Raw genomic sequence first — 21,026 nt, forward strand, 5'->3', positions numbered from 1 at the left:
ATGTTCGACTACCAGCCTATCGTTCTGATCATCGAAGACGACGCCAACATCCGGCGCTTTGTGCGCCAGGCCCTGGAAAGCGAGGGCTGCGTCGTGCACGAGGCCGACACCGTCAAGCGCGGCCTGATCGAGGCCGGCACGCGCCAGCCCGACGCCATCGTGCTGGACCTGGGGCTGCCCGACGAAGACGGCATGACGCTGATCCGCGAACTGCGCGGCTGGACGCAAGTGCCCGTGCTGGTCCTGTCCGCCCGCAGCGCCGAGCCCGACAAGGTGGCCGCGCTGGACGCGGGCGCAGACGACTACCTGACCAAGCCCTTCGGCGTCAGCGAACTGCTGGCCCGGCTGCGCGTGCTGTTGCGCCGCCATGCGCGGGCGGGCGCCGGCAACGCGGCCGAGATCACGTTCGGCGACGTCCGCATCGACTTCGCCAAGCGCGTCGTCGAACGCGCCGGCCAGCACGTGCACCTGACCGCCATGGAATACCGCCTGCTGGCCGCGCTGCTTGCACATCGCGGCAAAGTCATGACGCACCGCGAGTTGCTGCGCGAGGTCTGGGGCCCCTCGCACATCGAAAGCAACCACTACCTGCGTATCTACATGGGGCATCTGCGACAGAAACTGGAAGCGGACCCGGCGCAACCCGTCTTCCTGATGACCGAGATCGGCGTGGGCTACCGCTTCGCAGGCTGATCGCGCGACACAGATCAGTTTTTCTCGGCCACTATCCCGCCTTTATCCCGCCTTTACGGGAACAGCGCGAGTCTTGTCTCGCGGTTTATGCCGATCCTCCTATTGTTGCGATCCCGTTCAACACCAGGAGTACTCCATGTTCCGCAATTCCGTCGCCGCGCTCGCGCTGCTGAGCCTGGCCGCCACCGCGCAGGCCAGCGACATGCCCGCCCCCGCTGCCGCCCCCGCCGCCAGCGACTTCACGCTGTCGGCCAACCTTACGCTGGCCAGCCAATACCGCTATCGCGGCTTGATGCAGACGAACAACAAGCCCGCCATCCAAGGCGGCTTTGACCTGGCCCACGCCAGCGGCTTCTATCTGGGCAATTGGAACTCCAGCATCAGTTGGCTGGGCGACAGCAACCCCGACGTGTCCGCCCCCGTCGAAATGGATTTCTACGGCGGCTACAAGGGCAATCTGGCCGAAGGCGTGCCGGTGGACCTGGGCATCTTGCAGTACTACTACCCGGGCGACTTTCCCTCGGGCTACACCAGCCCCGACACCACCGAGCTGTACGCCGGCATCGGCTACGGCCCGGTCATGTTCAAGTACTCCATCGCCCTGACCAACCTGTTCGGCTTCGCCGACAGCAAATACAGCCAGTACTTCGATGTGGCCGCCAACGTTGATACCGGCGTATGGGGGCTGACGCTCAACGCCCATGTGGGACGCCAGCTTGTGAAGAACGTAGACAACGGTTCCTACACCGATTGGAAGCTTGGGCTGACCAAGGACTTTGGACAGGGCCTGTCCGTGTCGCTGGCCTACCTGGACACCAACGCGGACCGTGCCGTCTACACCAACACGCACGGCCGCGACATGGGCCGCGCGACCGGCTTGCTGTCGCTGACCAAGACCTTCTGAGCGCCCGGGCGTTGACGCGATTTTTACGCGCCGCGCCCGCCTTTTTCGGCAGGATTTACGGCGCGATTCCTATAGTGGAATCGTCATCAACCAACAGGAAACGCGGATCGCCCCATGCGGCGCCTCCGCTCCGACCCCGCCATGATTCCCCGACTGCATACGAGCCGCCCTGCTTCGCGCAATCTCACCGCAAGCTTGCCACTGGCGCATAGCCAGCAGGTAGCGTTGACGGTCAGGATCGATACGCTGGATGCGTTGAAGGTGCGCCTTGCGCTGCACCAGGCACTGGGTAATCGCATCGGCATCTACCTGCTGTCGGTGGACCACGCGCACGCGCAAAGCACGCTGCAACTGCAATGCGCCCGCGACGAACTGGACGACATGATGCATGCCGTCATGCGTGGGCTGCCCCAGGCAGAATTCGGACCGGTGCGCGCGGCCACCGCCATCACGAGACGCTAGGCCATGGACATGCCGCTGACTCACAATCCGCTGACTCACGATCCGCTGACTCACATGCCGCTGACTCGCATGCCACTGCCTTCGCGTTTTGAAGGCATCTGGCTGCCCATGGTCACGCCGCTGCGCGGCGGCTACGTGGACATGGACGCCGCGCAGGCGCTGGCCCGCTACTACCGCAACGCGGGCATCGCCGGCCTGGTGCTGTTCGGTTCCACCGGCGAAGGCAATCTGCTTAGCCTGTCCGAGAAAATCGAGATGGCCCAGGCCATTGCCAGCGACCCGCATGCGCTGCCGCTGATATTCGGCGCGGGCGGCGTGGACACACGAGGCGTGGCCACGGCCATCCGGCGTCTGGACAAGCACGGCCCGGCGGGCTATCTGGTGCCGCCGCCTTACTATCTGGGCCCCTCGCAAGCCGGCATCCTGTGGCATTACCGGCAGATCGCCTGGGCCACCGAACGCCCCATCATTCTGTACAACATCCCCAAGCGCACGGGCGTGACCATGACGGTCGAGACCATGGAATCGCTGGCCTTGCTGCCCAACTTTTCCGCCGTCAAGGAATGCAACCCGGCAGTGCTCGCCGCCCTGAACGCGCGCGGCAAACTGGACGCGCTGTGCGGCGACGACCTGTCCTTGCTGGACCATTGGCTGGCCGGCGGGCGCAGCGCCATCCCGGCCGCCGCACACCTGTTTCCCGAGCGCTATGTGGAAATCATGCGCCTGGCGCACGCAGGCCAGGCGCAAGCCGCGCGCGAGCTTTTCGAGCCGCTGCGCGCGCTGATCCGGCTACTGTTCGCCGAGCCGAATCCCGCGCCGATCAAGCGTGCACTTGCCATGCAGGGGCTGATCGCCGACGAACTACGCATGCCCATGATGCCCGCCAGCCGTGACCTCACCCCGCGCCTGCAACGCGCAATGAACGCCCTGCAAGACTTGCCTAGCCGGCTGCAGACAGCTTGAATACCGACACCGCGCGCGCCAGGCCATCGGCCTGCTCGTGCAGCGTGGCCGCTGACGCGGCAAACTCCTGGACCAGCGCCGCGTTCTGCTGCGTCACGCTGTCCAGGTGCGTGACGGCTTGGTTGATCTGTTCGATACCCACGCTTTGCTCGGCTGACGCGGTGGCAATCTCGCCCATCAGCGGCGCGCTGGTGGCGGCTGATTCCAGCACGCTGCCCATGGTTGCACTGGCCTGACCCACCCGTTCGCTGCCGCGCGTGACGGAGTCCGACGAGGTCTCGATCAAGCCCTTGATCTCTTTGGCGGCCGTGGCGGAACGCTGGGCCAATGCCCGAACTTCGCCCGCCACCACCGCAAAGCCGCGTCCCTGCTCGCCTGCCCGCGCCGCTTCGACCGCCGCATTCAAGGCCAGGATATTGGTTTGAAAAGCAATCCCGTCAATCACGCTGATGATCTCGCCGATGCGTTGCGAGCTGTGTGAGATCTCGCGCATGGCGTCGATGGCGTGCTGCGTTTCTTCGCTGCCCTGGCGGGCCAGTTGCGCAGACTGGCCGGCCAGGGAACTGACTTCGCGCACGTGTTCCGCGCTTTGCTTGGCGGTGGCCGTAATCTCTTCCACGCTGGCGGCGGTTTGCTCAAGCGCCGCGGCCTGCTTCTCGGTACGGTCGGACAGATCCATGCTGCCGGCCGCGATCTGGCGCGAGGCCGCCGCGATGGATCCCGTGGACTGCACGATCGTGCGCAAGGCGGCTTGCAGGCGGTCCTGCATGCGCCCCATTCCTTCGAACAGGCGGCCTATCTCGCCGCGATGGTGGTGCGACACGCTGCCCGACAAGTCGCCATTGGCCACGCGCTCGCACAGCGCCACGGCCTCATCCAAGGGGCCGATCACATGCGTGCGGAAGAAGCGCAACGCCCCGATCAGCAGCAAAGCCAGCAGGCCCAGCGTCACGCCCCCCTGGCGCCACAAGGTGCCGGTGAACGCGGCGTCGACATCATCCACATAGAGCCCGGTAAAGATCAGCCAGCCCCACTCCGCGTCATAGGCCGCGTAGCTGATCTTCGGCAAGGCCTCGTCGGCGCCCGGCCTCGGAAAGCGATACTCCACATAGCCGCCGCCGGCCTTGCCTTCGGCATAGAGGTTTTCGAAGATCGGCAGGCCGTCCACATCCCTGATGGCGCGTACGTTCGTGCCCACCAGCTTGGCGTCCGGGTGCACCAGCAACGCATAGTCATCACCGAACACGCCCACGTAACCGTCGTCACCGTAGCGCAGTTGCGCCAGGCGCCGCGCCACATTCTGCTTGGCCTGCGCCAGCGGCATGCCTTCGCTGACGCTTTGCTTGCCATTGCGCAGGATGCCTGCCGACAGGTCCAGCACATGACGCAATTCGGTCTTGCGCTCGGCCACCATCTCGGCGCGGCGCTGCCAGGCATCCCAGGCACCCAGCATCAGAACCACCGCGCCAATGGCGAATACGAACCACAACAGCTCCCTGCGCAGACTGGAATTTTTCACAGCCTCTCCTCGTTATTTTCCAATCTGCGACATGAAACTTTTGACGGCAGAATGTGACGGTTTATGTATTGCGATCCGTCAGGATACGGTGACGCAGCAGGGTTTTCACTAGTAAGACGTAGGGCCATTGATCTAACGCAAGGCCCATAAGAAAAACGCAAGGCCCGTGGGCCTTGCGTTCGGTAGTGCTTGCATTGCGGAGATTTCTCCGCTTGTCGTCAACGCCGCAATGCGCTTTGGGCCGCCTGCGCGGCGCGCGGCGTCGTCAACGCAATCAGCGTCACCACGATCAACGAATAGTTGGGCACGCTGCGCATGTTGCGGAACATCATCTCGGTCAAGCTGAAGGCGCAAAAACCCAGGCAGAACAGCAACCCCAACTGCGCGCCAACGCGAATCACCCGATCATCGCTAGCCAGCCGACGGAAGAATACCGCCGCCGGCACCAGGTACAGGATAAGAATCGTGAGCAGGCCCAGCACGCCATACCCGGACAAGGCCCCGAGCATGTCGTTGTGGGGCTCGCCAAAGCCCTCAACCACTTCCTGCGTGACGATGCCCTGGGTTTGCAACGTGCGCAGTTCATCGCGGAATTTGCTGGGGCCCACGCCCACGATGGGGCTCTTTTCGAACATGAGGATCGACGCATGCCACAGTTGCAAGCGGATGCCGAAGGACGTATCGCGGTTGGCCGACGTGGCAAACCCCTGGACGTCTTTCGAGATCTCGTGCATCCGGCTGCTGAACGTCCAGATGGCGGCGGCGCTGGCCACCAGCGCCACACAGACGGCCAAGGCACAGTACACCTTGTGGCGGCGCTTCCAGTTGCGCAGGCCCAGCAGGAACACCAGCCCCAAGATGGGCAGCAGCATCCAACTGCTACGCGTTTCAGACATCCAGGTGGCGATGACGGACAACACCACCACCAACAGCTTCACCGCCGTCTCCAGGCGTGGCCAGCGCGTGGCGGGACCGAAGCCCAGGGACAAGAGCGTCATGGCGCCGAACAACAGCGTCATGTTCGCGAAGGCTACGGCGTTATAGCGCCCGCCCACGTCGACCATGGCGGCGCGGCCCTCGGTCTGCATGGTGACGATCAGCAGCACCGACCCGGCAAGCGCGCCCGCCAGAATGCTCCACTGCACCAGCTTGAGCCACCGCTGCGGCGCGCGCAGCAACAGCCATAGCACCGGCAGCGCCAACGCAAAGCGCAGCAGCTTTTCAAGTTCGGAATTACTCCACACGCCTCGCACCGCGGACGTGGTGAACATACAGGCCAGTGGCAGCAGCAGCACCAATGACATCGGCCACAAGGCGCCGAAATTCATGGGCTCGTACCGCTTGACGGCGTTCATCACCAACGCGGCCAACGCGATCGGGGCGCTTAGATAAAGCACGGCGGGTCCGCCCACAGGGCTGGTCAGGGCCAGCGCGGGAACCAGCAACACCAGCCAGGTGGCTAAGGAAACATACATTCGGGGCACAGCGATCAGCCTGGAAAGAACAGCGCAAGCGACAGCGCGCTTCATGCGGATTAGGTAGACAAAACCCGCCCGCCATGACGGCGGACGGGTTCAGCGGAACATCGCGGGAGGGTCCGCGTGTTTACATGTTTTCGATCATGACCTGGCCAAAGCCCGAGCACGACACCTGGGTCGCGCCTTCCAGCAGGCGGGCGAAGTCATACGTGACCTTCTTGGACAGGATGGACTTTTCCATGCTGGAGATGATCAGGTCGGCGGCTTCGGTCCAGCCCATGTGGCGCAGCATCATTTCGGCCGACAGGATTTCGGAACCGGGGTTCACGTAATCCTTGCCCGCGTACTTGGGCGCCGTGCCGTGGGTGGCTTCGAACATGGCGACCGAGTCCGACAGGTTGGCCCCCGGCGCGATGCCAATGCCGCCCACTTGCGCGGCCAGCGCGTCCGAGATGTAGTCGCCGTTCAGGTTCAGCGTGGCGATCACGTCGTATTCGGCCGGGCGCAGCAGGATCTGCTGCAAGAAGGCGTCGGCAATCACGTCCTTGACGATGATCTCGCGGCCCGTCCTGGGGTTCTTGAACTTGCACCACGGGCCGCCGTCGATCAGTTGCGCACCGAATTCCTTCTGCAGCAGCTCGTAGCCCCAGTCCCGGAAGCCGCCTTCCGTGAACTTCATGATGTTGCCCTTGTGCACCAGCGTCAGCGACGTGCGGTCGTTGTCGATGACGTACTGCGCGGCCTTGCGCACCAGGCGCTCGGTGCCTTCGCGCGACACGGGCTTGATGCCGATGGACGAGGTGTTCGGGAAGCGGATCTTCTTCACGCCCAGCTTGGTCTGCAGGAACTGGATCAGTTCCTTGGCCTGCTCGCTTTCGGCCATGTATTCGATGCCCGCATAAATGTCTTCCGAGTTTTCGCGGAAGATCACCATGTTGGTCTTTTCGGGTTCACGCACCGGCGAGGGCACGCCCTTGAAGTACGCCACCGGACGCAGGCAGACGTACAGGTCCAGTTGCTGGCGCAGCGCCACGTTCAGCGAGCGGATGCCGCCGCCAACCGGGGTGGTCAGCGGGCCCTTGATGGACACCACGTAGTCCTTGACGACTTCCAGGGGCTCGTCGGGCAGCCAGACGTCCGGGCCGTAGACCTTGGTGGCCTTCTCGCCGGCATAGACTTCCATCCAGTGGATCTTGCGCTTGCCGCCATAGGCTTTTTGCACCGCGGCGTCGACAACCTTGATCATCACCGGGGTGATGTCAGCGCCCGTGCCGTCGCCTTCAATGAAGGGAACGATGGGTTGTTCAGGCACATTCAGCGAGAAATCAGCGTTGACCGTGATTTTCTGGCCGCCAGCGGGAACCTTGATATGTTGGTAGGACATGAATGCTCCATTTGCTCCGGGTGGTTTTTCTGCACGCGCCGCATCGGAAAGCGTCCGATTCCGCAGGGAGAATCGCCCTCGCGAACCGCACACCGGATGGCGGATAGCAACCAATTCTATATCGCAAAGGCCCCGGGGCAAGCGGCCGCCATCGGGCGCGCGGTAAAATAATGCGTCCTACACCGCATTCCGTCCCCACCGATGTTCAATCCCTCACGCGACCAAGTCCGCGAATTCTTTATCGACACCTGGCGCAAGCACCGCGCCAACGAGGTGCTGACTCCGCTCGAGGCCATCGCGCTGGACTGGATCATCGAGCATCCCGAATACCACGGCGACCTTGAAAGCCCTGAGGCCATGACCATGGAATACGCGGTGGAAAAGGGGCGCACCAATCCGTTCCTGCACCTGTCCATGCACCTGGCCATCGCGGAACAATTGTCCATCGACCATCCGCCCGGCATCCGTCTGGCTTACCAGCAATTGACCGCACGCTCGGACGCCCACCACGCAGCCCACGAAATCATGGAATGCCTGGGGCAAGTGGTGTGGGAAGCGCAGCGGCTGGGCACGCCGCTGGACAGCGACAGCTATATCGACCTGATCCGCCGCCGCGCCAGCCTGTAAGGCGTAATTACTTGCGTACGCCCAGGTCGCTGGGCAGGGACGCCAGCCATGCCGACACGTTGGAAATATCCTGGTCGGACAATTGGGTGGCAAAAGCGCCCATGATGGGGTTCTTGCGTACGTTGGCGGTGGCGGCGCTGCCGGAGGCTCCGCGCTTGTAGGCCTTCAGCGCGTGGACCAGGTAATCAGCGTGCTGGCCGGCCAGCGTGGGGTAGGACGGGTCCACCGCGGTCTTGGCGTCGGCGCCGTGGCACGACGCGCAATTGAATTTATCGAAAACGGCCTTGCCGGCGGCCAGGTCCTGCGCCTGGACGGAAGCGCCCGCCATGGCGAAAGTCGCGCCCAGAAGGGCAAGCATCGTGCGATTCATTGTTTGCCCCTTATTTGAGATTCGCGTAGTACGCGGCCAGATCGGCGATGTCCTGGTCGGACAGGCTGCCGGCAATGGCGTCCATCGTGGGATGGCTGCGCGCGCCTTTCTTGTACTCGTTGAGGGCGGTTTCGATGTACTTGGCGTTTTGGCCAGCAATCATCGGCACGTGATAGAGCTCGGGGAACGTCGCCTTGTAGCCTTCGATGCCGTGGCAACCGATGCACATGGAAACCTTGTCGCGGGCGTTTTGGATGTTACCGACAGGCGCTGCGTCAGCAGCAACAGCCTGACCGGCGATCGCACAGGATGCTATCGCGGCCAACACGGAAACCGTGCACTTCAGAGAGGTTCGCAACTTCATTGGAATGGCTCTTCTTGGTATGGCTTAAGGACTAGGGCCTGCTCACACGTCGGCCCCCTGCAAACACGTTGCGGGTCGAACCCAACTGCAAAACCGCCTGATTGTACGATAATTGCTCAGGATTAATACCTTGCGTTGGGTATTGATCACCGTCAATCCTCGGAAGCCATCAGCCTATGTCCGCAGCCCAGTCCGCACACTCCGCCACGCCTGCCCGCTTCAACGGGACCGACTCTTACGTCGCCACCGACGACCTGAAACTGGCCGTCAACGCCGCCCTGACTTTGCAGCGTCCGCTGCTGATCAAGGGCGAGCCGGGCACCGGCAAAACCATGCTGGCCGAAGAGGTGGCGCGCGCGTTGGGCCGGCCGCTGCTGCAATGGCACATCAAGTCCACTACCAAGGCGCACCAGGGCCTCTACGAATACGACGCCGTGTCGCGCCTGCGCGACTCGCAATTGGGTGACGAGAAAGTGCGCGACATCCGCAACTACATCGTGCAAGGCACCTTGTGGCAAGCGTTCCAGGCGGACGAACCGGTGGTGCTGCTGATCGACGAGATCGACAAGGCCGACATCGAATTCCCCAACGACCTGCTGCGCGAACTAGACCGCATGGAATTCCATGTGTATGAAACGCGCGAGACCATCTCCGCGCGCCATCGCCCGCTGGTCATCATCACGTCCAACAACGAGAAGGACCTGCCCGACGCATTCCTGCGCCGCTGCTTCTTCCACTACATCCGCTTCCCCGACCGCGACACCATGCGCGACATCGTCGCCGTGCACTACCCGCACCTGAAGCAGGACGTGCTGCGCGCGGCGCTGGACACCTTCTTTGCGCTGCGCGATGCGCCCGGCCTGAAGAAAAAGCCGTCCACCTCTGAACTGCTGGACTGGCTGCGCCTGCTGCTGGCCGAAAACGCCACAGCGGCCGAGATCGACGCCCACACGGCCACCGCCGTGCCGCTGATGGCCGGCGCGCTGCTGAAGAACGAGCAAGACGTGCACCTGCTGGAACGCCTGGCGGCCATGACCCGCGGCGGCCAGCGCCGCTGATCCCCACGCCACCGGCCGCCTGCCCATGCTGATCGACTTCTTCTACCACCTTCGGGCGCACAAGCTGCCCGTCTCGGTCAAGGAATACCTGACCCTGGTGGACGCCCTGCGCCACGACCTGATGGCGCCCACGCTGGACGAGTTCTACTTCCTGGCGCGCGCCACGCTGGTCAAGGACGAATCGCTCTACGACCGCTACGACAAGGCCTTTGGCGCCTACTACAAGGGCATCCAGGCAGCCCTGCCGGCGGACAAGGAAATTCCGCTGGACTGGCTGATCAAGGAGTTCGAGAAGAACTTGTCGCCCGAAGAAAAAGCCGCCATTGAAAAGCACGGCTGGGACAAGCTGATGGAGCTCTTCAAGGAACGCATGGAAGAGCAGAAAGAGCGCCACGCGGGCGGCAGCAAATGGATCGGCACCGGCGGCACCTCGCCGTTCGGCAACGGCGGTTATCACCCTGAAGGCATCCGCGTGGGCGGCGCGTCGGCGGGCAACCGCTCGGCGGTCAAGGTCTGGGACATGCGCCAGTTCAAGGACTATGACGACCAGGTTGAACTAGGCACGCGCAACTTCAAGGTGGCGCTGCGGCGCTTGCGCCGCTTTGCGCGCCAAGGCGCCGACATGGAGCTGGACCTGGACGACACCATCGCCAGCACCGCGCGCAACGCCGGCCATCTGGACCTGCGCATGGTGCCCGAGCGCCACAACACCGTGAAGGTGCTGATGCTGCTGGACGTGGGCGGCAGCATGGACGACCACATCGGCCGCGTGGAAGAATTGTTTTCAGCGGCGCGCAGCGAATTCCGCAATCTGGAAGTCTATTACTTCCACAACTGCCCGTACGAAAGCCTGTGGCAAAGCAACCGCCGCCGCCAGAACGAACGTTTCGACACCTGGGACGTGCTGCGCAAGTACAACCCGGATTGGCGGCTGATCATCGTCGGCGACGCCACCATGAGCCCGTACGAAATCCTGCAACCCGGCGGGTCCGTCGAGCACTACAACAAGGAACCGGGCGCGCAATGGATGCGGCGGCTGCTGGATGCCTGGCCGAAATCGGTGTGGCTGAACCCCGAACCCACCGCGTCGTGGCAATACCGTCAGTCCATCGCGCTGATGCGCGACATCATGCAGGACCGCATGTATCCGGTCACCGTCGCGGGTCTGGAACAAGCGATGCGGGTCCTCTCCAAATAAGCCTTACCCGTCCACCGGCTGCTCAGACGTATCCAGCGTCAACTGATAAAAAGCCAGGTCCAGCCAGCGGCCGAACTTGAAGCCCGCTTCGCGGATTGTGCCGGCGTGTTTGAACCCCAGCTTCTCGTGCAGGCGGATGCTGCCGTCGTTCGAGGCATCAATGCCGCCGACCAGCACGTGCACCTGATTGATGCGTGCCCGCTCGATCAGCACGCGCATCATCGCTTCGCCCAGGCCCCGGCCGCGAAAACGCCCGTCCACGTAGACGGAATGCTCGACGGAATACTTGAACGCGGGCCAGGCGCGGAAGGTGCCATAGCTGGCAAACGCCATCAGCTCGCCGGCCGCGTTTTCAAACCCGACCACCGGAAAGCCGCCCTGCTGCTTGGTCTGGAACCATCCCTGCATCGCTTCGCGCGGGCGGGGCTTGTAGTCGTACAGCGCGGTGGAGTTGACGATGGCGTCGTTGAAAATGGCCAGTATCTGATCCGCGTGGCGTTCGTACGTGCAATCAACAAGGGTTGCGCCGTCGGGCGCGTGGGTGTCAGCGGGCGAGTTCATGGCGAAAAATTGTACTGTCACGGCCCGCATTTGTAGCCGCTGGCAACGGGCCTGGGCACAAAAAAAACCGCCGATCCGGCGGTTCAGTAAAGTGTTGCCGCTTCTGGCCACTCTCAGGCGGCGCGGCTCTCCACAGATCGGTTGGTGGCGGACGCGTGCCGCGGGCCGGGGCACTTGCGCCATGAAAGCTCGTCCGCATCCATGTCCAGGTCAAACAGATCATTGGCGGCCGGCCACGGATGGCTGCGCACGGCCGCGCCTTCCATCTCAAGCACATGTCCGGCAAACCCACGGGGCGAACCGCCGCATTCCGCGAAGTATCGTTGTGCGTTCAAGTCCACCACATAGGTGGTCATATCATGGGTCAGTATGGCCACGAATTGGCCGTCATCACTGGCATAGGCGTACTGAAACTGCCCTTTGATTCCGTCGCCGCTCAAGGCGCTACCGGTCAATTGGGACAGAGCACGCGTGACGATTTCGGTCAGCATGGGTCGTTCCTCCGAAAAATGCGCCGGCAGGATGCCGGCAGCGAAGGCGCGAACGACAAGCACCGGCGCCGCGCTTGCGGCGGCGTCTGGCGTTGGACGGGAAGCCGGGTAGACGGCTGTCGCGCATCCCGTCGGCAACAGCTACTACGTCTGGAAAAGCTTACACCCGCAAGCCGGACGACCTCAAATTTGCCTTGCGCACGAAGGATATTGCAGTGCAGCACCCTCTGGTGGCGCTGCTTTCCGCGCCTTATGCCGCCGCAACCGGCATGCCGCCTGGCTCTGCGTCACCGTTATTCCGACCCATCCAATGCTCGCGGCGCAGGCGATAAAGCACATGCTCACGCAGCGGATGGCCCGGGGACAACGCCGGATGATCAAACGTGCCGGCATCGGCCTGCATGCCAAGCCGCGCCATCACCGCGCGCGAGCGCTGATTGCCCACCGCCGTGAACGCCACGATTTCATCCAGCCTGATTTGTTCGAACCCGACGCGCAATGCCGCTTCAGCGGCTTCGCTGGCATAGCCACGCCCCCAAAACGGCTGCGCCAGACGCCAGCCCACTTCGACCCCCGGCGCGAACGGCAGCATCGCCGGCATGGGCTTGATACCGACAAAGCCGACGAAAGGCGCCACACCGGGCGCTTCAACGGCCCAAAACCCCCAGCCATGCTCGTCAATGCCCGCCGCCAGCCGTCCGGCCAGCGCATCGCTTTCCGGTGCCGACAGCGGCAGCAGGAACTCGGTCACGCGCGGATCCCCGTTCATTTCCGCGAACGGCTGCCGGTCATCCGCGCGCCATTGCCGCAGCACCAGTCGCGACGTTTCTACTTCCAGCGATAACGACATGTCGCACTTCCTTGTATTGCGTCTCAGGCTTGCAGCGCCTGAACCATTGCCAACGTATACACTCCAACGGATTCTGCCATGCGAAAGGAATTGTTTGCCATGCGCCTGTCCCTGTCGAAGCTGCCGCGCCCATTGGGTGCGCTGCTGTTCTCCTCCTTCCTGGCCTTTCAGGCCGGCGCCGCCGATCTTCCGGCGGGCGTCTCGGAGGCCGCCTCGGTTGAAGGCATCACTGAATATCGCTTGGCCAATGGCCTCAGGGTGCTGCTGGTACCCGACGAGTCCAAGCCGTCGACCACCGTCAACATGACCTACCTGGTGGGCTCGCGCAACGAGAACTACGGCCAGACCGGCATGGCGCACCTGTTGGAACACATGCTGTTCAAGGGGACGTCCACCACGCGCAACGCCATGGGCGAGTTTTCCCGCCGTGGCCTGCAGGCCAACGGGTCCACCTCCAGCGACCGCACCAACTACTTCGCCAGTTTCGCCGCCAACCCCGACACCCTCAAGTGGTACCTGGGCTGGCAAGCCGACGCCATGGTCAATTCCCTGATCGCCAAGGAAGACCTGGATTCGGAAATGACCGTGGTCCGCAATGAAATGGAAAGCGGCGAAAACAGCCCGTCGCGCATCCTGATGCAAAAAATGCAGGCGGCTGCCTACCAGTGGCACAGCTACGGCAAGAACACCATCGGCGCCCGTTCCGACGTTGAAAACGTGGACATCGGCCAGCTTCGCGCCTTCTATCACGAGTACTACCAGCCCGATAACGCCGTGCTGATCGTGGCCGGCAAGTTCGACCCCCAGGCCACGCTGGCGGACATTGAACAAACGCTGGGCAAGCTGCCCAAGCCCGACCGCAAATTGCCGCCCGAGTACACCGTTGAACCGGTGCAGGACGGCGAACGTTCGGTCACCTTGCGCCGTACCGGCGGCACGCCTCTGGTAGCCGCCATGTACCACATCCCCGCCGCCGGCAGCCCCGATTTCGTGCCGCTGGACCTGGCCACCGTCATCCTGTCGGATACCCCGTCGGGCCGCCTTTACCACGCACTGGTCGCCACGAAGATGGCCTCGGGCGTGTTCGGCTTCACCATGGAAAACCGCGATCCCGGCCTGGCGATGTTCGGCGCGCAATTGCCGCCCGGCAAAGACCTGGACGCCGCCATGAAGACGCTGACCAGCACGCTGGAATCGCTGGGTAAAACGCCTTTCACGCAACAGGAACTGGACCGCGCGCGCAGCAAATGGCTGACCGCCTGGGAACAAACCTACAGCGATCCCGAGCAAGTTGGCGTGGCGCTGTCCGAAGCCATCGCCGCCGGCGACTGGCGCTTGTTCTTCCTGCAACGCGACCGCGCCCGCAAGGCCACGCTGACTGAAGTCCAACAAGCCGCAACCACCTATCTGCTGCAAAGCAACCGCATCGAAGGCCGCTACATCCCCACGGAAAAGCCGCTGCGCGCGCCGCAAACGCAACGTGTGGACCTGACTTCCGTGTTCAAGGACTACAAGGGTGATCCGGACTTCAAGGCGGCATCCGCCTTTGATCCCACGCCCGAAAACATCGACAAGCTGACGCAAAGAAAGACACTGGAGCTCGCCAACGGGCCGGTTCAATTGGCGCTGTTGCCCAAGGCCACGCGTGGCAGCCGCGTGCAGGCGCAGATGCTGATTCAGTTCGGCAATGAAAAAGACCTGCTTGGCCAGCGCGTGAACTCGAGCGCTGCGGCGGATCTGTTGATCCGAGGCACGGCCAAGCTGTCGCGCCAGGAAATCCAGGACCGCCTGGACAAGCTGCAAGCCGAGCTGGGCTTCAGCGGCGGCGGCACGACCCTGAAAATCGCCATGTCGACCAAGGGCGAGAACCTGCCCGAGCTGACCGCGCTGGCTCTGGAAATCGTGCGCAACGCCAACTTCCCCAAGGAACAGCTGGACGAATACCAGCGCCAGCTTGAAACCTCGATCCAGAACGCCATGACCGAGCCCACGGCCTTGGCCGGACGCGCCCTGGCCCGCCAGGACAACCCCTGGCCCGCTGACGACCTGCGCTATGTGCCGACGTTTGAAGAATCCTTGGCCAGCGTGCGCGGCCTGAACCGCGACGCGCTCGCCAAGTTCCACGCCAAGTTCTACGGCGCCGGCAAGATCGAGTATTCCGCCGTGGGCGACTTCGAGCCCGCGGCTGTTGAAAAGGCCATCACCACAGGCCTGGCCGGTTGGAAGAAGGCGCCCGCTTACACCCGCGTGCCCAACCCGTATCGCGACATTCCCGCCAAGCAGTTCGACATCAATACGCCCGACAAGGCCAACGCCTTCTACGTGTCGCGCATGCCGTTGAAGCTGCAAGACACGGACGCGGATTACGCGGCCCTGTATCTGGCCAACTACCTGTTCGGTGCGTCGGAAACGTCACGCTTGTGGAACCGCGTGCGCGAAACCGAGGGCCTGTCCTACAACGTGCGCAGCTCGCTGTCGGTGTCGTCGTTCGAACCCAGCGCCAGCTGGACCATGTACGCCATTTACGCCCCCCAGAATCGCGAACGCCTGGAAAAGGCTATCAACGAGGAACTGGCGCGTGTGCTGAAGGACGGCTTTTCCGACAAGGAAGTGCAGGACGGCATCAACGCGCTGCTGAACTACCGCAATCTGGCCCGCGCACAAGACGACATCCTGGCCAGCACCTGGCTTGACTACCTGCAACGCGGCCGCACGTTTGAGTGGTCAGCCGAGATGGACAAGAAGATCTCCGCCTTGACGCCCGATGTGGTCAACGCGGCGTTACGCAAGTACCTGCGCGCCGACGGGTTCAGCACCGCGGTTGCGGGCGACTTCACGAAGAAAAGCACGCCCTGAACAATAGGCACCCCACAAACCCCTGCCTTGTGCAGGGGTTTTTTTGCATCAGCGGATATGCACCGGGCCATCCATCAGCTTGCCCGGGCATGCATAACCCTACGAAAAACGGGGAGATTTTCCAAAATTGAACGTATTACTCGACTATTTGGAAAGATGTTTTCAGGTATTAAGGGTTTATCCCAGGTGAGATAGCGCGCAGAATTCGGTCATCGGGAACAAAAAACGAACCACGACGGTAATGCCGAATTCGCTCCCATCCAAGATGACACGGAGGTCTCAATCATGAAAACCCTAACCACCACCCTGCTGCTATCCCTGGCTTTGGTTGGCGTTGGCGCCCAAGCCGCCGGCGTTGAACAAGCCAAGACCCGCGACCAGGTCGCGACCGAATTGCAGCAAGCCAAGGCCAACGGCCAATACACGTTTGGCGAACTGGACTACCCGCCCGCCCTGCCCCAAGCCGCCAGCTTGAGCGCGCAAGACGTGCAAGCCCAGTTGCAACAAGCCAAGATCAGCGGCGAATACACCTTCGGCGAACTCGAATACCCGCCCACCCATGCAGCGCCGGCCAGCGTGAAGACCCGCGCCGACGTCCAGCAAGAACTGGCCCAAGCCAAGGCCAGCGGCCAATATACGTTCGGCGAGCTCGACTACCCGCCGACCACCCGGTGAGCTGCTTGCTGTAGCCCGGCCGGTCTCAGGCGGCATCATGGCCTGGGACCGGTTTTTTAAGGCACAGCGGCAACCGCAGTAGCAGTAGAAGTAGAAGTAGTAGCAGTAGAGTAGTAGCAGTAGCAGCACCAAGGCCGCGGCATAAAACCGCGGCCTTTCTATTACGTAGGATGGGTGAAGCGCGAGCCCCCCGCCATCAGCATGCCAACCTCCATCGCGCGCAACCCATCAAGCAGCGCCCAACCCCACACAAATCCCCCTCAAGAACCAACAAAATCCCCCGCAAAAACCCAAAAAAAAGCCGCGACCAAATTCGCGGCTTTTTCCCATCCCCCAGCCCTATCAGCTGAAGAACTCCTTCACCCGATCCGTCCAGGACTTGCTTTGCGGCGAGTGGCGATCGCCCCCGTCGTTCAGCGACGTCTCGAACTGGCGCAGGATGCTCTTTTGGTCCTCGCTCAGGCGCACCGGCGTTTCCACCACCACGTGGCAGTACAGATCACCCGGATAGCTGCCCCGCACGCCGCGAATACCCTTGCCGCGCAAACGGAAGGTTTTACCGGACTGCGTGCCCTCGGGAATCGAAATCTCGGCCTTGCCGCCCAACGTCGGCACCTGCAATTCGCCGCCCAACGCCGCCGTGGTGAACGGAATGGTCAGCTCGCAGTGCAGGTCGTCGCCATCGCGCTGGAAGATCTTGTGCTGCTTGATGTGGATTTCCACATACAAGTCGCCCGGAGGACCGCCGTTGATGCCCGGTTCGCCATTGCCGCTGGAGCGGATACGCATGCCGTCATCGATACCGGCCGGAATCTTCACCTGCAGCGTCTTGTTGCGGCGGATACGACCCACGCCGTCGCACGCCGGGCAGGGATCAGTGATTTCCTTGCCGTTGCCGTGGCAGGTCGGGCAGGTTTGCTGCACGCTGAAGAAACCCTGCTGCATGCGCACCGCGCCCGAACCCCCGCAGGTGCGGCAGGTCTTGGGCGATGTGCCGGCCTTGGCGCCAGAGCCGTGGCAGGTATCGCAGTGTTCCCAGCTCGGTACGCGGATTTCAGTGTCGAACCCGGCCGCGGCCTGTTCCAACGTGATTTCCAGCGCGTACTTGAGGTCGGCGCCGCGGTACACCTGCGGGCCGCCGCCACGACGGCCACCGCCGCCGCCGCCAAAGATCTCGCCAAAAATGTCGCCGAAGGCGTCGGCGAAACCGCCGCCCATCCCCGCCCCGCCCATGCCGGCGGAATTGGGGTCCACGCCCGCATGGCCGTAGCGGTCATACGCGGCACGCTTCTGTTCATCGCCCAGGACCTCGTAGGCTTCCTTGGCTTCCTTGAACTTCTCTTCGGCTTCTTTGCTGTCCGGATTGCGGTCCGGGTGGTATTTCATGGCCAGCTTTCGATAGGCCTTCTTGAGTTCGTCGTCCGAGGCGTTCTTTGCCACGCCCAGAACTTCGTAATAGTCGCGTTTTGCCATGATCCGTGGGCTCAAAAAAGAGCCATCTTTTCAGTGCTACAGAATGAGTACGCCCGGTAGGCGGATTTCTCCGGCTACCGGGCGGCAGAGGCTGGTCAGCGCCCGGCCATTATTGGTCGCGCTTGACTTCCTTGAAGTCGGCGTCAACGACGTTGTCGTCCACCGGCTTCGCGTTATCGGCCGCTTGCTGCTGGCCGGCGGCTTGCTGCGCCTGCATGTCGGCGTACATCTTTTCGCCCAGCTTCTGCGATGCGGTCGACAGGGCTTCCACCTTGGCGTCGATCGCGGCCTTGTCGCCTTCCTTCAGCGTGTCTTCCAGGTCCTTGATGGCGGCCTCGATGCTTTCCTTTTCGGAAGCCTCGAGCTTGTCGCCGTACTCGGTCAACGACTTGCGGGTGGCGTGCACCAGCGCGTCGGCCTGGTTGCGCGACTGAGCCAGCTCGGCAACGCGGTGATCTTCCTCGGCGTTGGCCTCGGCATCCTTGACCATGCGCTGGATCTCGTCTTCCGACAGACCCGAGTTGGCCTTGATGGTGATCTTGTTTTCCTTGCCGGTGCCCTTGTCTTTCGCGGACACGTGCAGGATGCCGTTGGCGTCGATGTCGAACGTGACTTCGATCTGCGGCATGCCACGCGGCGACGGCGGGATCCCTTCAAGGTTGAACTCGCCCAGCGCCTTGTTGCCCGCGGCGATTTCGCGTTCGCCCTGGAACACCTTGATCGTCACGGCTGGCTGGTTGTCGTCAGCGGTCGAGAAGGTTTGCGAGAACCGGGTCGGGATCGTCGTGTTCTTCTGGATCATCTTCGTCATCACGCCGCCCAGGGTTTCGATACCCAGCGACAGCGGCGTCACGTCCAGCAGCAGCACGTCCTTGCGATCGCCCGACAGCACGGAACCTTGAATGGCGGCGCCAGCGGCGACGGCTTCGTCAGGGTTCACGTCCTTGCGCGGTTCCTTGCCGAAGAATTCCTTCACCTTTTCCTGAACCTTGGGCATGCGGGTCATGCCGCCGACCAGGATCACGTCGTCGATGTCGGAAACCTTCACGCCGGCGTCCTTGATGGCGACGCGGCAGGGTTCGATCGTGCGTTCGATCAGTTCTTCGACCAGCGCTTCCAGCTTGGCGCGCGAGATCTTCAGGTTCAAGTGCTTCGGGCCCGAGGCGTCCGCCGTGATGTACGGCAGGTTGATTTCGGTTTGCTGCGCCGAAGACAGTTCGATCTTGGCCTTTTCAGCCGCTTCCTTCAGGCGTTGCAGGGCCAGCACGTCCTTGGACAGATCAACGCCTTGTTCTTTCTTGAACTCGGCAATGATGTAGTCAATGATGCGCTGGTCGAAGTCTTCGCCGCCCAGGAAGGTGTCACCGTTGGTCGACAGCACTTCAAACTGCTTTTCACCGTCGACGTCAGCGATTTCGATGATGGACACGTCGAAAGTGCCGCCACCCAAGTCATAGACGGCGATCTTGCGGTCGCCCTTTTCGGTCTTGTCCAGACCGAAGGCCAATGCAGCCGCGGTGGGTTCGTTGATGATGCGCTTGACTTCCAGACCGGCGATGCGGCCGGCGTCCTTGGTGGCTTGGCGCTGGCTGTCGTTGAAGTAGGCGGGCACCGTGATGACGGCCTCGGTCACTTCTTCGCCCAGGTAGTCCTCAGCGGTCTTCTTCATCTTGCGCAGCACGTCGGCCGACACTTGGGGAGGCGCCATCTTCTTGCCGCGCACTTCCACCCAGGCGTCGCCGTTGTCGGCGCGGGCAATGGTGTAGGGCATCAGATCGATGTCCTTTTGCACTGCCTTTTCTTCGAACTTGCGGCCGATCAGGCGCTTCACCGCGTACAGCGTGTTGCGCGGGTTGGTCACGGCCTGACGCTTGGCAGGCGCGCCGACCAACGTCTCGCCGTCGTCCATGTAGGCGACGATCGAGGGAGTGGTGCGAGTGCCTTCCGCGTTTTCAATGATTTTGACCTGCCCGCCGTCCATGACAGCCACGCAGCTGTTGGTCGTGCCCAGGTCAATGCCAATAATCTTGCTCATGGTGGGTTACCTTGAATTAAATCTATGAAAATAGAGGAAAACTTCTTGTCCCCACATAACTGGGGTTGCTCGCAGGGTTTTCAAGACGTCTGGCTTGAATTTTCCGCAATCGGATCCTGCAAGCGCTGGATCGCCGCCGTGAATTGGGGCAATCCGGGCCAACCGGTGATGCGCCCCAACCGTTTGCCGGCCCGATACAGCACAAAAGTGGGGACACCATGCAGCGAAAAGCGCCGGCCCAATGGTTCGTCGGCGTAGACGTCAGCCTCGAACCAGGTCAAGCCCAGGCTCAACAAACTATCCTGGTGCAGCAGCGCCGCCTGCTTGAAAAGATTGCAGTTATAGCAATCCTGCCCCCACAAAAACACGCAACGCAGATCCGTTCCCGGCGCCTGGACCACGGCGGCGTCGAATCCCGCGGTGTCGACATGACGCATGCCGAACACCTGGAAGACTTGAGCCGGATCGAAGCGGGGGTCGGTCATGGCGCGCGGGGAGCGGTTCAGCCTTGGCCGGCGGACACAACCACCAGCGCCGGGCGCAACGTGCGGTCGGCAATGACGTAGCCCTTTTGCAGCAACTGCACCACGGTATTGGCGGGCTGCTCATGGGGAATCGACGAAATTGCCTGATGCAGGTGCGGGTCGAACTTGTCGCCCTGGGCCGGCGCGATGTCCTTCAGCATGTTGCGCTCGAACGCGGCGGACAACTGCTTCAGGGTCACTTCGACGCCTTCGCGCAGGGTCTGAACGGTCTGGTCGGGCTGGGCCAACGCGGCTTCCAGGCTGTCTTTGACCGGAACCAGGCTCTCGGCAAACGATTCGATGCCGAATTTGCGCGCCTTGGACACTTCTTCCTGGGCGCGGCGGCGCACGTTTTCAGCTTCGGCTTGCACACGCAGAAGCTGGTCGTGCTGCTCATTGACGGTAGCCTGGGCGGCGTCCAACTGGGCGCGCAACTCGTTCAGCTCGGCCTGAGCGTCGTCCTGGGCGGCGGGGGCCGCGTCGGCGTTTTGGCCGACTTCGGGCGTCTGATCTGCAGGCTCGTGGGGTGCCGTCATGGGGA

The 21,026-nt window shown here is 62.7% G+C and carries 21 protein-coding genes; 9 read left to right on the plus strand and 12 right to left on the minus strand.

What is annotated here, in order from left to right; all coding sequences use genetic code 11:
• The 4 genes from kdpE (at position 1) to ACE04A_RS09690 (ending at position 3,022) form a co-directional block, all read left to right on the plus strand.
• Positions 1–693, plus strand: coding sequence for a two-component system response regulator KdpE (kdpE, locus tag ACE04A_RS09675; protein ID WP_259252138.1), 693 nt, complete (start codon positions 1–3; stop codon positions 691–693).
• Positions 694–829: 136 nt separating this feature from the next.
• Complete coding sequence (locus tag ACE04A_RS09680) at positions 830–1,597, plus strand: TorF family putative porin (RefSeq protein WP_279994909.1); 768 nt, start codon at positions 830–832, stop codon at positions 1,595–1,597.
• Between the two features lie 114 nt (positions 1,598–1,711).
• On the plus strand, positions 1,712–2,059 hold the full coding sequence (locus ACE04A_RS09685) for a hypothetical protein (RefSeq protein ID WP_448718638.1): 348 nt from the start codon (positions 1,712–1,714) through the stop codon (positions 2,057–2,059).
• A gap of 9 nt (positions 2,060–2,068) precedes the next feature.
• Positions 2,069–3,022, plus strand: coding sequence for a 4-hydroxy-tetrahydrodipicolinate synthase family protein (locus tag ACE04A_RS09690; RefSeq protein WP_448718639.1), 954 nt, complete (start codon positions 2,069–2,071; stop codon positions 3,020–3,022).
• Here the strand turns inward: ACE04A_RS09690 and ACE04A_RS09695 are convergent.
• The 3 genes from ACE04A_RS09695 to icd form a co-directional block, all read right to left on the minus strand.
• Entirely contained in the window at positions 3,000–4,541 is a 1,542-nt protein-coding gene (locus tag ACE04A_RS09695) for a methyl-accepting chemotaxis protein (RefSeq protein ID WP_448718640.1), read from the minus strand. The two genes, ACE04A_RS09690 and ACE04A_RS09695, sit on opposite strands and share 23 nt — an antisense overlap.
• A 218-nt stretch (positions 4,542–4,759) precedes the next feature.
• The gene (locus ACE04A_RS09700) at positions 4,760–6,025 is read right to left on the minus strand and encodes an O-antigen ligase family protein (protein ID WP_438860351.1); all 1,266 of its coding nucleotides are present in this window, start codon (positions 6,023–6,025) and stop codon (positions 4,760–4,762) included.
• 121 nt (positions 6,026–6,146) lie between these two features.
• On the minus strand, positions 6,147–7,403 hold the full coding sequence (gene icd / locus ACE04A_RS09705) for an NADP-dependent isocitrate dehydrogenase (RefSeq protein ID WP_485820071.1): 1,257 nt from the start codon (positions 7,401–7,403) through the stop codon (positions 6,147–6,149).
• Between the two features lie 201 nt (positions 7,404–7,604).
• On the opposite strand from icd, the gene ACE04A_RS09710 reads away from it, so the two are divergent.
• Entirely contained in the window at positions 7,605–8,030 is a 426-nt protein-coding gene (locus ACE04A_RS09710) for a DUF1841 family protein (protein ID WP_259252154.1), read from the plus strand.
• A 7-nt stretch (positions 8,031–8,037) separates the two neighbouring features.
• Here ACE04A_RS09710 and ACE04A_RS09715 read toward each other — a convergent pair whose 3' ends face one another.
• Together ACE04A_RS09715 and ACE04A_RS09720 are read right to left on the minus strand one after the other, a co-directional pair.
• Positions 8,038–8,400 carry a c-type cytochrome gene (locus tag ACE04A_RS09715; RefSeq protein WP_100852844.1) on the minus strand — a complete coding sequence of 121 codons (363 nt, stop codon included), beginning with the start codon at positions 8,398–8,400 and terminating at the stop codon, positions 8,038–8,040.
• Between the two features lie 10 nt (positions 8,401–8,410).
• Positions 8,411–8,764, minus strand: coding sequence for a c-type cytochrome (locus ACE04A_RS09720; protein ID WP_100852845.1), 354 nt, complete (start codon positions 8,762–8,764; stop codon positions 8,411–8,413).
• A gap of 176 nt (positions 8,765–8,940) precedes the next feature.
• Here ACE04A_RS09720 and ACE04A_RS09725 point away from each other — a divergent pair, with 176 nt between their 5' ends.
• Together ACE04A_RS09725 and ACE04A_RS09730 are read left to right on the plus strand one after the other, a co-directional pair.
• Positions 8,941–9,822, plus strand: a complete 882-nt coding sequence (locus ACE04A_RS09725; protein WP_100852846.1) for an AAA family ATPase — start codon at positions 8,941–8,943, stop codon at positions 9,820–9,822.
• A gap of 25 nt (positions 9,823–9,847) precedes the next feature.
• Complete coding sequence (locus tag ACE04A_RS09730) at positions 9,848–11,020, plus strand: vWA domain-containing protein (RefSeq protein WP_100852847.1); 1,173 nt, start codon at positions 9,848–9,850, stop codon at positions 11,018–11,020.
• Positions 11,021–11,023: 3 nt separating this feature from the next.
• Here ACE04A_RS09730 and ACE04A_RS09735 read toward each other — a convergent pair whose 3' ends face one another.
• The 3 genes from ACE04A_RS09735 to ACE04A_RS09745 all read right to left on the minus strand — a co-directional run bounded on the left by ACE04A_RS09735 (position 11,024) and on the right by ACE04A_RS09745 (position 12,922).
• Positions 11,024–11,581: a GNAT family N-acetyltransferase gene (locus tag ACE04A_RS09735; RefSeq protein WP_448718642.1), complete on the minus strand. Its 558-nt coding sequence runs from the start codon at positions 11,579–11,581 to the stop codon at positions 11,024–11,026.
• 113 nt (positions 11,582–11,694) lie between these two features.
• On the minus strand, positions 11,695–12,072 hold the full coding sequence (locus ACE04A_RS09740) for a hypothetical protein (RefSeq protein WP_259252159.1): 378 nt from the start codon (positions 12,070–12,072) through the stop codon (positions 11,695–11,697).
• Positions 12,073–12,322: 250 nt separating this feature from the next.
• Positions 12,323–12,922, minus strand: a complete 600-nt coding sequence (locus tag ACE04A_RS09745) for a GNAT family N-acetyltransferase (protein ID WP_448718643.1) — start codon at positions 12,920–12,922, stop codon at positions 12,323–12,325.
• A gap of 99 nt (positions 12,923–13,021) precedes the next feature.
• Between ACE04A_RS09745 and ACE04A_RS09750 the strand changes: the two genes are divergently transcribed.
• Together ACE04A_RS09750 and ACE04A_RS09755 are read left to right on the plus strand one after the other, a co-directional pair.
• The gene (locus ACE04A_RS09750) at positions 13,022–15,778 is read left to right on the plus strand and encodes a M16 family metallopeptidase (RefSeq protein ID WP_448718696.1); all 2,757 of its coding nucleotides are present in this window, start codon (positions 13,022–13,024) and stop codon (positions 15,776–15,778) included.
• Between the two features lie 285 nt (positions 15,779–16,063).
• Positions 16,064–16,453 carry a DUF4148 domain-containing protein gene (locus ACE04A_RS09755; RefSeq protein ID WP_259252162.1) on the plus strand — a complete coding sequence of 130 codons (390 nt, stop codon included), beginning with the start codon at positions 16,064–16,066 and terminating at the stop codon, positions 16,451–16,453.
• Between the two features lie 342 nt (positions 16,454–16,795).
• Here the strand turns inward: ACE04A_RS09755 and dnaJ are convergent, their stop codons facing one another.
• From dnaJ to grpE, 4 genes are all read right to left on the minus strand, one after another.
• Positions 16,796–17,926, minus strand: coding sequence for a molecular chaperone DnaJ (gene dnaJ / locus ACE04A_RS09760; protein ID WP_259252165.1), 1,131 nt, complete (start codon positions 17,924–17,926; stop codon positions 16,796–16,798).
• 109 nt (positions 17,927–18,035) lie between these two features.
• Complete coding sequence (gene dnaK, locus ACE04A_RS09765; RefSeq protein ID WP_050447234.1) at positions 18,036–19,961, minus strand: molecular chaperone DnaK; 1,926 nt, start codon at positions 19,959–19,961, stop codon at positions 18,036–18,038.
• 80 nt (positions 19,962–20,041) lie between these two features.
• Positions 20,042–20,446, minus strand: coding sequence for a thioredoxin family protein (locus ACE04A_RS09770; protein ID WP_448718645.1), 405 nt, complete (start codon positions 20,444–20,446; stop codon positions 20,042–20,044).
• A gap of 17 nt (positions 20,447–20,463) precedes the next feature.
• Positions 20,464–21,021: a nucleotide exchange factor GrpE gene (grpE, locus tag ACE04A_RS09775; RefSeq protein WP_050447236.1), complete on the minus strand. Its 558-nt coding sequence runs from the start codon at positions 21,019–21,021 to the stop codon at positions 20,464–20,466.
• Between the last annotated feature and the right edge of the window lie 5 nt (positions 21,022–21,026).

This window comes from Achromobacter colocynthidis (genome assembly GCF_057334535.1).